The sequence below is a fragment of the Anaeromonas frigoriresistens genome (assembly GCF_016820655.1).
Taxonomy (GTDB): domain Bacteria; phylum Bacillota; class Clostridia; order Tissierellales; family SIT17; genus Anaeromonas; species Anaeromonas frigoriresistens.
Genome location: NZ_WSFT01000053.1, coordinates 241313 through 253325, shown reverse-complemented (window position 1 = coordinate 253325; position 12013 = coordinate 241313). Strand labels below are relative to the sequence as shown.

At 29.0% G+C, this 12013-nt stretch carries 14 protein-coding genes; all 14 read right to left on the bottom strand.

Going from position 1 to position 12013, the window contains the following annotated elements:
* Window positions 1-12 precede the first annotated feature (12 nt).
* Window positions 13-423: a flagellar basal body-associated FliL family protein gene (locus GOQ27_RS15385; protein WP_203367765.1), complete on the bottom strand. Its 411-nt coding sequence runs from the start codon at window positions 421-423 to the stop codon at window positions 13-15.
* Between the two features lie 26 nt (window positions 424-449).
* The gene (locus tag GOQ27_RS15380) at window positions 450-1172 is read right to left on the bottom strand and encodes a flagellar motor protein MotB (protein WP_203367764.1); all 723 of its coding nucleotides are present in this window, start codon (window positions 1170-1172) and stop codon (window positions 450-452) included.
* Window positions 1172-1957, bottom strand: coding sequence for a motility protein A (locus tag GOQ27_RS15375; protein ID WP_203367763.1), 786 nt, complete (start codon window positions 1955-1957; stop codon window positions 1172-1174). Before GOQ27_RS15375 ends, GOQ27_RS15380 begins: the two co-directional genes overlap by 1 nt.
* Before the next feature lie 20 nt (window positions 1958-1977).
* Complete coding sequence (locus GOQ27_RS15370) at window positions 1978-2166, bottom strand: flagellar FlbD family protein (RefSeq protein ID WP_203367762.1); 189 nt, start codon at window positions 2164-2166, stop codon at window positions 1978-1980.
* A gap of 47 nt (window positions 2167-2213) precedes the next feature.
* Window positions 2214-3524 (bottom strand): flagellar hook protein FlgE, encoded by a 1311-nt coding sequence (locus tag GOQ27_RS15365; protein WP_203367761.1) that lies wholly within the window; start codon window positions 3522-3524, stop codon window positions 2214-2216.
* A 74-nt stretch (window positions 3525-3598) separates the two neighbouring features.
* Entirely contained in the window at window positions 3599-3961 is a 363-nt protein-coding gene (locus tag GOQ27_RS15360) for a TIGR02530 family flagellar biosynthesis protein (RefSeq protein WP_203367760.1), read from the bottom strand.
* A 15-nt stretch (window positions 3962-3976) separates the two neighbouring features.
* On the bottom strand, window positions 3977-4354 hold the full coding sequence (locus tag GOQ27_RS15355; protein WP_203367759.1) for a flagellar hook assembly protein FlgD: 378 nt from the start codon (window positions 4352-4354) through the stop codon (window positions 3977-3979).
* Between the two features lie 16 nt (window positions 4355-4370).
* Complete coding sequence (locus GOQ27_RS15350; RefSeq protein WP_203367758.1) at window positions 4371-5723, bottom strand: flagellar hook-length control protein FliK; 1353 nt, start codon at window positions 5721-5723, stop codon at window positions 4371-4373.
* A gap of 30 nt (window positions 5724-5753) precedes the next feature.
* Complete coding sequence (locus tag GOQ27_RS15345) at window positions 5754-6932, bottom strand: MotE family protein (protein WP_203367757.1); 1179 nt, start codon at window positions 6930-6932, stop codon at window positions 5754-5756.
* Window positions 6932-7369 carry a flagellar export protein FliJ gene (gene fliJ / locus GOQ27_RS15340; RefSeq protein WP_203367756.1) on the bottom strand — a complete coding sequence of 146 codons (438 nt, stop codon included), beginning with the start codon at window positions 7367-7369 and terminating at the stop codon, window positions 6932-6934. The genes GOQ27_RS15345 and fliJ overlap by 1 nt, the downstream gene beginning before the upstream one ends.
* 13 nt (window positions 7370-7382) lie before the next feature.
* Complete coding sequence (gene fliI / locus GOQ27_RS15335; RefSeq protein WP_203367755.1) at window positions 7383-8693, bottom strand: flagellar protein export ATPase FliI; 1311 nt, start codon at window positions 8691-8693, stop codon at window positions 7383-7385.
* 7 nt (window positions 8694-8700) lie between these two features.
* Window positions 8701-9456, bottom strand: coding sequence for a FliH/SctL family protein (locus tag GOQ27_RS15330; protein ID WP_203367754.1), 756 nt, complete (start codon window positions 9454-9456; stop codon window positions 8701-8703).
* The gene (gene fliG, locus GOQ27_RS15325) at window positions 9449-10456 is read right to left on the bottom strand and encodes a flagellar motor switch protein FliG (protein WP_203367753.1); all 1008 of its coding nucleotides are present in this window, start codon (window positions 10454-10456) and stop codon (window positions 9449-9451) included. Before fliG ends, GOQ27_RS15330 begins: the two co-directional genes overlap by 8 nt.
* 10 nt (window positions 10457-10466) lie before the next feature.
* On the bottom strand, window positions 10467-11993 hold the full coding sequence (fliF, locus tag GOQ27_RS15320) for a flagellar basal-body MS-ring/collar protein FliF (protein WP_203367752.1): 1527 nt from the start codon (window positions 11991-11993) through the stop codon (window positions 10467-10469).
* Between the last annotated feature and the right edge of the window lie 20 nt (window positions 11994-12013).

The window sequence follows — 12013 nt, the reverse complement described above, 5'->3', positions numbered from 1 at the left end:
ATCTACCCCCTTTTATTGTACTATTAGTTCGTCAAAGTATATGTTGTTTATCTTATCAGTAGTGAATATTTTATTCAAATTTAGAATAATTTCTTTTTTTAATTCTAATTGACCTTCTTTTCCTTGAATATCTTCTATCTTTTTATTTCTTAAAATTTTATATAATTCATCTTTAATTAAAAAGGATTTACTACTAAAAGTCTCTATTAATTCTTCCTCTTTTGTTGATACCGTAAGATTTAGTTTTAAAATTCTATTTGAGTCATCCAAGTTACTATATATCTGTCCTACATTATAATAATAATCTTCTGATTTCTTTTCTTCATCATCTTTTAGCATGAAAATTCCAAATACAGTTCCAGAAATAATAACTAATAGAATAAAAATAATTAATGAAATTAATAATATCTTTTTAAAAGACATAAACGGCCTCCTTTTCCTTCGAGATTCTAATCTATTACACCAGATTTAAGAATCACTATATCTACTCTACGGTTTTTTGCTTTATTAGCCTCTGTATCGTTAGGAGCAATAGGTCTAAACTCACCATAGCCAGAAGCGGATATTCTATTAGGACTAATTTTTGTATCTTCTATTAATAGTCTTAATACATTCGTAGCTCTTATTACTGATAGTTCCCAATTAGAAGGGAATTCGTCTGAATTCATTATCACATTATCAGTATGACCTTCCACTTTTATCTGTTTTTCTAATAATTCTTCAGAGTTTAATATTTGTCCTATGTATAATAAAAGTTGTAGTGCATCATCCTTGATTTTAGCTTTTCCAGAATCAAAGAATATATTATCTTTAGTTCTTATAACTAACCCTCTTTCATTATACTGTATTTCTATTTTGTTTTGTAGATTATTCTCTTTAGAATAGTCTTCTAAGTACTTTTCAATTTTAGCAAAATCTTTCATATCTTCACTGTCTATGCTCTCTTTACTTACTTCAGGCTCAACATACTCATTTTGATCTAATGTTTTACCCCCTTCTAGTACACCTAAATTACCTTGAAATGAATTCATAATCTCTTGGAATTTCTGAGCATCTATAGTAGAAAAGCTAAATAATAATACAAAAAAGCACAGCAATAATGTTACCATATCAGCATATGTAGCCAACCATCCAGCTTGTTGAGAATTATCATTCTTTTTGATTCTTCTCATTATGCTATCTCTCCTTCAGGTGACTCATCACTCTTCTCTCTCATACCCGGTGGGATAAATGTACTTAGTTTTTCTTCTATTATTCTAGGATTTTCACCTGATTGTATAGACAATAAGCCTTCTACTATCATTTCTTTAACAATTAACTCAGATCTACTTCTACCTTTTAGTTTATTAGCAATTGGCTGGAATACAAGATTAGCTAAAACTGTACCATAGAAAGTTGTAATTAACGCTACTGCCATATTAGGACCTACAGTAGTTGGATCATCAAGTTGCTGTAGCATATTTATCAATCCAATCAATGTACCTATCATACCAAAGGCAGGTGAAAAGTTTGCCATAGTCTGAAATATTTTCTGACCTTCTTCATGCCTTTCTTCTATAAAAACTAGTTCTGTTTCCAAGATATTTCTTACAAGTTCTGGATCTGTTCCATCAACAATGAGAAGAATACCTTTTTTTAAAAAATTATCGGTTAAGTTTTCTGCTGCATCCTCTAATGCAAGTAGACCTTCTTTCCTTGCAACATTAGCAAGGTTAATTATCTCACCTATTATTTCACTACCGTTTATCTTTTTATCTGTAAAAGCATGTTTAGCTACATTTATAGAAGCTATTACTTTACTAAGAGGAAAACTTACCAAGGTTGATGCGATTGTACCTCCCATAACAATTAAAATTGATGCAACATCTACAAATGTTATTAATTCCCCTGATAATAATATACCAAATATGATAAATCCAAGTCCTGCAAAAAAACCAATAGCTGTACCTAAATCCAAAACTTACACCTCATTTCTTACTAAAATATGTTCTTTACTTGCTTTCTAAAATTAATAATTTTATCAATTATTTCTTCACCCTTCTCTATAACTATGTATTTATTACCATTTGTCATTCTGATTACAGTGTTAGGAGTCTCTTCAATTAATTCAATTAACTCAAGGTTTAAATATATTCTTTCACCATTTAATCTGTTAAGTTCAATCATTCTACACCTCTTTAATTAGGCCTAGATAAAAAATCTAGGCCTAGATTTTATCTTTTAAGATTAACTAGTTCTTGAAGCATTTCATCAGAAGTAGTAATTATTCTTGAATTTGCTTGGAATCCTCTCTGTGTAGTAATCATTTCAGTAAATTCCATTGAAAGATCTACATTTGACATTTCTAATGATCCTGATTTTATAGCGCCTAAGCCACTGCTTCCAGCTGTAGAAAGTTGAGGTTCACCTGAGTTAGGGGATCCTTTAAATAGATTATTACCTATTTTTTCAAGACCCGAGTTATTGTCAAATTTAGCTAATGCAATTTGGCCTAAACCTTTATTCATACCATTACTGAATGTACCAGTAATTCCACCAAAGGTATCTATTGAAAACCCAGTAAGAATACCTGAGGATGCTCCCTCTGTACCCCCATCCTTTCCACCATCAAATCCTTTAGCATCATTTTCATTAGCATATTGAGTTATTTGTGATAAATCTACAGTTATTTTATTGTCAGCAACATCAGGGCCTGTACCAAAATATGCAGGTTCATTTGTACCATCACCAAAATTGATATCAAACTGAGTTGTTGAAATAATTTCTCCATTAGGTCCAAATTCAACATCAATAGTTCCTATTGCCGGATTAGGTGTAACCGGATCTCCCCCATTTAAACTTTCTAAGTCAGAAACTGTTAATTTCCACGTGTTTCCATCACTCTTTTCAAATTTAAAATTAACTTTATATTGATTTCCTAAACTATCTTTAATAGTAGTATCAGTATGATAAATTCCATCCTCATTATCAATCACTGAGTCATTATCAGTATCAGCATCTGGTAATCTTGAATCTAGATTGCCTAATACCCCTATTTGACTAGATGCTACTGGTGCTACTGTTTCTGTTTTATTAATTTTTAAAGGTTTTAGCTCCCCATTTTCATATCCTAATACTTTCATACCATCTGGTGTAACAATATGTCCATCTTTATCTAATGCGAAATTTCCTGCTCTTGTATAGTATCTGTTATCAAAACTCTCATCATCAGAGACTATAAAATAACCTTCCCCATCTATCATAAGATCAGTAGGGCTATCTGTTCTTTGTACTGCCCCTTGGGTATGTATTGTATTAATTGATCCTAATTGAGCACCTAACCCTACTTGTTGAGGATTAGTTCCTCCTTTTCCTCCTTGAGGAGATCCTCCCCCTTGGATGGTCTGACTAAAAACTTCTGTAAAAGTAACTTGTCCTTTTTTATAACCTAAAGTATTAACATTAGCAATATTATTACCTATAACATCCATTTTTTTCTGGTGGGTTCTTAAACCCGATACTCCAGAATACATTGAACTCATCATTTTATATAACCTCCTTATATTCCGTGCAATATCATCTATCAGTCAGATATTAATAGCTTCCTATGAAGGTCCAGCTATACTATCACGGCTCCATCAATATTTGAAAATACGTTATTTTTAAGCTGTTCTGAATTAATTGTAGTTATTATAGTGTTATTTCTGACACTTGCAATGAAAGCTTTATTATCCATTAATATTAAAGCTTGATCTACACCCTTATCTCTTGCTTGATTCATAGCATGATTTATTCTTAATACATCTTCATTATTAATAGATATGTCTCTATCATCCATTCTTTTTACTGCATGCTTTGAAAATTTAATATTTTCAACATCTTTTAATATTTGATCAAAAGTGTTTTTATCATTTTTTTGTTTGTTATCAATTTTACTTTTAGTTATATTAGAACTTATCTGATGAATGTTGTATGTTTTCATTAATTCCACTCCATACTAAATACTATTCTCATAGGCTTGTACTAAATTTTTTATTGAATTTTTTATTTCTTTTATGTCTTCTATTAATTCCTCATTATTAGATGTAGTTTTGTTATGTAAGCTATTCATTATTTCTATAATTTTCCCCTGTGACTCTTGTAATGATTTGTTAAGATTTTGTGATTGTTCTAATGTGCTGAATTGAGCCATCTGTGATATGAATTCTTTATCTTCTAGTGGTTTTAATGGATCTTGATTTTGTAATTGAGTAACCAGTAATTCTAAAAAAGAATCTTTTCCTAACATTCCTTTATTTGTTTCTGTTTTAATACTTTCTTTACTTTGGTTAATATCATATACCAAAGTATTATTCGAAGTTCCTTCTATACTCATGTTTTGGTACCTCCTTTTATATAGTAATATCTAGTGAACCTTTTTCACTGAATGCCTCTTGATAATTATTAGATATAATGTCTATATAGTCACTATCACTTAATTCATCTAAATCTATATCAATTTTTTTCTTTTTGTGAGAGAAAAAATTGTTATTACTATGAGATTGAGAGTCTTTACCAACTGAAACACTAAACCCCTCTATATTTATTCCTTTAGATGAGATTGCTTCTTTTAATTGATTAATATTATTTTCTAACAATGCTTTTATATCTTGATTTTCAACTAATACTTTCCCAGTAACGCTTCCCTCCTGCATACTAAGATTTATTGTTACTTCTCCTAAAGATTCAGGTTTTAAATTAATTTTAGCAACCTGTATATCACCTTTATTATTGAATACTACTTGCTCTTTAATTTGATTAATTACTTCAAATTTATCCATTAATACTGATGTTGATTTGGTAGCTGTTTTGTCAATTATTTCTACCTTAGAATCGATTATAAAATTAGATTTTATGCTATTGTCATTTTCATTGTAATTAGATTGATAATTTTTAGGCATATCTTCTTGTAATACTTCTCTTTTATTAATCTCTATTGGTATATCATTAATCTTTGTAGAACTTTTATTTTCTTCAGTAATATCTGAATTAACTTGAGAAAGTTTTACTTTATCTATATCTTTATTCTCTCTGCTTACTAATTCTGAATCAAAATTAGTTTCAATCTTTTTCTCCTCTACATTAATTTTAATTTCATTAATAATAGATTCTAGGTCTTCTAGTACTTTAATATAACTGCTGATGGAATCCATACTTTTATTTTCGGATATTTGTATCGTATTAATAATATTATCTAGATTACTTTTAAGTAAATTATTACTTATGATATCAAGATCTTTAATTACTTTTTCTAAATATTCATTATTAACATCTAAATTTTTTTGAGAAAATAACATTTTGATATTATCAGTTAATTCTTCTATATTCTGTAGTTTTGCATGATCATCTGCACTTATTTTATCTAGTTTAATATCTTCAATAATAGAGTCTATAAGATAGAATAAATGCTGAATATTATCTTGTATATTTTCACTTTCTTGTGAATCTTGTTCATTAGATTTTACTTCATCACTTTGTTCAATCTTTTCTTCTGATTTTTTTTCTTTTATTTCATTTTTACTATTAGATTCATTAGCTTTTTCTTCTTTAATACTCTGCTTTGAGTTTTTAATTTCATTTTGATTTTTACTTAATGCTCCCTTCAAGCAGTCATTAAATTCAGTGTCTTTATTCTTTACAGTATTTTTCTCTTTAGCATTATTAGAAGGCCCTTTAAACTGTGTTGATATTATCATACTATTCATTTTTTTCACCTCCTTTCAATTATTATGAAACTATTCTAATGTCAATTTTTTTGATAGTTCATTTGATATATCTGCTTCTACATAATTCATTATTTCAGCTACTTTAGTTTTGGGCATACGCCCTATTAAGTCTACAGCTAATTTGGCATCCTCTTTAAACATTTTTTCTATTATAGAGGCCACAACACTGCTATCCATTTTTTGATATATCTTAACCAGCTCTTGTAACTTGTTATTGTATTCTTTTATTTGCTCAATTTCACTAGCTATTTTAACAGTTCGAGAATCAAGAATATCCTTCAAAAGTTCAATATTTCTCATCTCAGTAAATAAACTTTCAATAAATTCTTTGTCTTCAATTTGAGATAAAATTTCAGCAGCTTTTGTAGTAGTTAGATTTAAATATACTATTGATAATTGATTGAAATTATATGTATCTTCATTTCCAATTTCTTTTAAAGAGTCAGTACTGTTATTGACTTGATATATTTCACTTTGCCTAATCAACTTCTCCATTTCTAAATTCTTCTCAGTAAGTTTGATACTAATTTCTATTCTTTTATTATTATCAATATTATTTAATATATAATCATAAACATCCTCATCAAAATAGTAGAGTAAATCAACTGCTCTATCAATACTTATACTGTCAAAAATTTCATTAATTCTTTTGAAATTTTCATTATTGTAATATTCTAAAATGATATTTTTAGCAACTAATAAGTCCATTCCTTCAATTTTCTTTACATCCTCTTGCAGTTCATTTTCTTTTGTAGAAGTAATCTCATCATAAACTGAAATTAATAAATCTTTTCGAAGTTCTATGTCTCTAACCTTTTTAATAATGATTTCTGTCTTATCTGGTGATAATTTATTCATTTGTTGAATTATATTAAAATACAAATCTGAGTTGTCTTTTTTTATAATATACAATTTATCAGCTGCAGAGTCTGGATCTATAGTGCTAAAATGCTCTGATATGTATAATACTTTATCTTTTGTCTCAGCTGTAGTAGGATATTGATTGAAATAATCTCCTATTGAACCAGGCATATTTCTCAAGAATTTATTTGCTTCTACCTTAAATTCGCTATTAGTTTTATAGAATATTGTTAATGTAACTATAGGAATTAAGATAAAGACTATAATAATTACTAAAATTATTTTAATTATTCCACTTATTTTTTCATTTTTCATCTCATCACCCATTAATTATTACTATTTATATATGTGACTATTTCATCCACTATAATTGCTTCTTTCTTTTTCTCTTTATCTAAATACTTATTAAACTCATTTTCTTTTAATTTTTCAAATATCTTTTTATCCTTTGCTGCTTCTACAAGATTTTCTTTAGCAAGTTCTACATTTATTTCAGCTTCTTTTATATGGTTTTTTTGTTCTTCAATTTGAAATTTAATTTGATTTATATATTGATTATAAAGTTTTAGATCTTTAATTCTACCAGACATACTTAAATTATTTTTTTCATTTTCTATTTTCTTTTTTAGAATATTATAATCAATTAGTACATTTTCAGCTTTTTCTAATATTTTTTTTGCATCATTATATTTGGATACCATTTGTGTTTGCATACTTGATTTAAAATCTAAGACATTTTGTAATCTAAAATCATAATTCCCCATTTAATCACCCTCTTTATTCTCTAACGATATTATTCATTGAATTTACTATGTCTTCATAAGAGTAATTCTTCATTACATCTTGAGTCAAAAATGTATTAATTTCATCTATTAATTTTATAGACCTATCAATTTTACCATTAGAACCCTGTTTATAAGCACCAATATTTATTAAATCTTCAGAGGTTTTATAGGTTGATAATATATCTTTTAGCTCATTGGCAGTATCTCTATGTGTAGAGTCTACTATATTAGGCATAACTCTACTTATACTTGCTAGAACATCAATGGCTGGATAGTGATTTTTATTTGCTAATTCCCTGGACAAAACTATATGTCCGTCAAGTATCCCTCTTACAGTATCCGTTATAGGTTCATTCATATCATCTCCATCCACTAAAACTGTGTATAGAGCTGTGACTGTTCCCTTATCAGAATTTCCTGCTCTTTCTAATAATCGTGGTAATATCGCAAAAACTGATGGAGTAAAACCTCTTGTAACAGGTGGTTCTCCTATAGCTAGTCCAACTTCTCTTTGTGCCATTGCAAACCTTGTTAATGAATCCATTAATAGCATTACATCTTCACCATTATCTCTAAAATACTCAGCAATTGCTGTAGTTAATAATGCACCTTTCATTCTGACTAATGCTGGTTGATCTGAAGTTGCTACAACTATTATAGATTTCTTTAATCCCTCTTCTTTTAAATCATTTTCAATAAACTCTCTTACTTCCCTACCCCTTTCTCCTATTAATCCAATAACATTTACATCTGCTAAAGCATTTCTTGCTATCATTCCCATAAGAGTACTTTTACCAACTCCACTACCTGCAAAAATGCCAATTCTTTGTCCTTTTCCACAGGTTAACATACCATCAATAGCTTTTATTCCCAAGGGAAGTACGTCCTTAATTTTGTTTCTTTGTAAAGGGTTAGGTGGAAGATTGGATACTGGATACTTTGCATTGATCTTTATAGGACCTTTACCATCAATAGGGTTACCCATACCATCAAGTACTCTTCCTATAAGTCCATACCCTACTGATACCTTTAATGATTCTCCAGTTGCTACAACTATACTTCCAGGACCTATTCCTTCCATTTCACCTAGAGGCATTAATAATATTTTATCTTCTTTAAATCCAACCACTTCAGACATAATAGGCTCTTTAGAATTATAAGGATATATATAGCATAATTCACCTATTTTAGATAAAGGTCCATTGGATTCAATAGTTAGTCCAGTTACTTTTGTAACCAATCCTCTATATTTAATAAAATCAATGTCTTCAATTCCATTTATATATTTCTTAAGATTTATCATAATAAAATCACTCGCTATTTAATAATTCTTTAAGTATTTTTTCTAATTCATTTATTTGAGTATCAATACCTACATCAACACTTCCTTCAGGAGTTTCAATAATTATTCCACCTTTATGTATATGTTTATCTATAACTATTTCTATCTTTTCAACAGAATTTGCCATAGCATTAATCTTATTTTTATACATTTCTAAAAAGTCATAATCTTCTTTAGAGGTTTTAATACAAATTTTTGAAGGATTATTTAAATTATCTAGTCCTTTTTGAATAATAGATAAAATAATTTCTTTGTCTTCATCATATAATCTATTAATCACTTTACTACATGACTTAATTACTACTTCTATAATATCTTCCTCTAAAGTCTCTAACATCTGTTTTCTACTTTTTATAACATCTTCTTTAATTTCAATAGCTTCATTAATCAATAGTTCTGATTTATTTTTACCATCATTGTATCCACCTTGATATCCTTCTTCATATCCCTTTTCTCTAAATTCATCAATAATTTGAGCACTTTTATCATAAGTATCTTGTAAAACTCTTTCTGCTGATTCATTTGCTTGGTCAATAATCTTCTGTGCTTCTATATTAGCTTTTTTTATGATATCTTCTTTTCTATTATTAGCTTCATTTAATATCTCGGTTTTTTTTTGCAAAAATTGCTTTTCAAAATAGTTATCTTCAATATTATTACTTTGGACTTTATTATTTTCCTCAATAGCTTCAGTTACAAGAGAAGACTTTATTATTCTAGACAATTACTTCATCTCCTCCCCTTGGTGTAACAATTTCACCAGCATCTTCTAGTTTTCTAATTACATTTACAATGTTTTGTTGTGCTTCTTCTATGTCTTTTAATCTAACTGGGCCCATAAACTCCATATCTTCTTTTATTATTTCTACTAAGCGCTTTGACATATTGGTAAATATAACTTCCTTAACTTCTTCACTGGCTCCTTTTAATGCAATAGACCATTGACTGTTATCGATTTCTCTAATAAATCTTTGGATAGATTTACCATCTAGTGTGACTATATCTTCAAATACAAACATTCTTCTTCTAATTTCTTCAGACAATTCTGCATCATCTAATTCTAATTCTTCCATAATATGTTTCTCTGTACCTCTATCCACAGCATTTAAAATCGAAACAATGGATTCAATTCCTCCTGCAGATGTATAATCTTGATTAACCATAGTAGAAAATTTACTTTCTAAAATCCTTTCAACTTCTTTAATTATCTCCGGCGAAGTTCTATCCATTACTGCAATCCTTTTTGCAACTTCAGATTGTTTTTCATGATTAAGGTTTGATAGTATTTGTCCAGATTGTACTGGAGATAAATAAGAAAGCACTAATGCTATAGTTTGGGGATGTTCATTTTGAATATAGTTCAATAATTGTCCTGGGTCTGCCTTTCTTATAAATTCAAAGGGTCTTACCTGTAGTGATGTGGTAAGTTTATTTATAATGTCAAGTGCTTTTTGACTACCCATAGCTCTTTCTAATACATCTTTAGCATAATTAATTCCACCTTCTGATATAAATTCTTGTGCTACGCACATTTGATAAAAATCTTCTACGATTTTCTCTTTATCATCAGGAGATACTTTTCTCATATTTGCAATTTCTAATGTTAATTCTTCAATTTCCTCTTCATTTAAATGTTTAAATATATCAGCAGATTTTTCTGGTCCTAATGTTATCAGTAGTATTGCTGCCTTCTCTTTTCCTGTTAAATATTGTTTTCTGCTCATTATTTCACCTCTATTCTTCGTTTAGCCAGCTTCTAAGAAGTTGAGCGACAGCATCAGGCTTCTTCTGCACAAAATCATTGATTTTTGATTTGTATTGGGATTTTTCATTTTCAAAGTCTATATCTTCTATATGTTCAGATTCTCTATAATTATCTATTACCAGTTCATCTGTGTCTTTATTAGAAGTTCGTCTTCTAAGTAATATTGTACCTACTCCTCCAAATAAAGCTACACCTATCAATGCATAAACCCATAATGGTATTTGAGATACTTCATTAGCTTCCATAGAACCTTTGTTATCCTTGGGGGTGTTAAATACACCAGTGTTTACAATTACTTCTTGAGTATTTATTCCTGTTGCAGCATAAATTAGCTTTACTATTTCTTTTCTTCTTTCATCTGTCAGTTCTCCATCAATAGATTCTTCATTAATTAATATAGCAACAGTTACAGAATCAACTGCTCCAGGAGCTTTTTTGATTTGTCTATTAATTTCATTTAATTCATAGTTAATTACTTCACTAGCTTTGTCATATTTAGAAACATTTCCATCTTCAGCTACATAATCAGTAACATCCCCTGTATTAGATTCGACACCTACAGCTGCATTGGAATCACCATTTATGGTATGTTCTTCAATTTTCTCCATGCTTCGAACTAATCCCTCGGTAGAATCTTCTATTGGTGGAGAAAATTCTACGATATTAGCAATTTCACTATCAAAGTTCATATTAACACTAGCTCTAACATCTACATTTCCAATCCCAAATAAATTTTCTAAGAATCTTTGTATACTATTATTTAACTTATTTTCAAAACCTTGAGTCACCGAAAACTGATCTGTAAGATCGTATTCTTCCATGTTCTTTTCTGTATCTCCATAAGACCTTCCCATATCATCAATAATATTAACATTCTGTTGATTCATATCTTTAAAAGAGCTAGATACTAAAGTTCTTATTGCAACAATTTTCTCATTAGACAAGGGCATGTCTCCGTTTAGTGTAACAAATATAGAAGATGTCGCTACTTTATCTTCATTCATAAATGCTGTATCCTCAGGCAAATCAACAATTACATCTGCTTCTGATATTCCGTCTATTTGAGCTATAGTAGATGCTAATTGACTTTCAACAGCAAAGCCTATCCGTTGCTTTTTTTCATATTCTGTCATTGTCCAACTTGTCTCATTTAAGGCATCTAATACACTATAACCTACCTTAGGTAGTCCTTCTGATGCTAATTCAATCATTACTTTGCTTTTATATTCTTCAGGAACTAATATAGTAGTTTCGTTATCTCCAAACTTCCACTCCATGGGCATTTCATCTAATCTTTGAGTTATTGCCCCTGTATCCTTCATTGATAAATCTCTATATAAAGTAACATATTTAGTTCTAGTAAAGGTATATATAAGTCCAGTTAAAACAACTAGCATTAATATAAGACCAATAATTAATCTGTATTTTTTCTTTTTACCTAGTCCATTCCAAAATTCTAATAACTGATTTTTAGCCTTTTCAATCGTTTCAGCCAATTAAACTCACCCCATTCTTA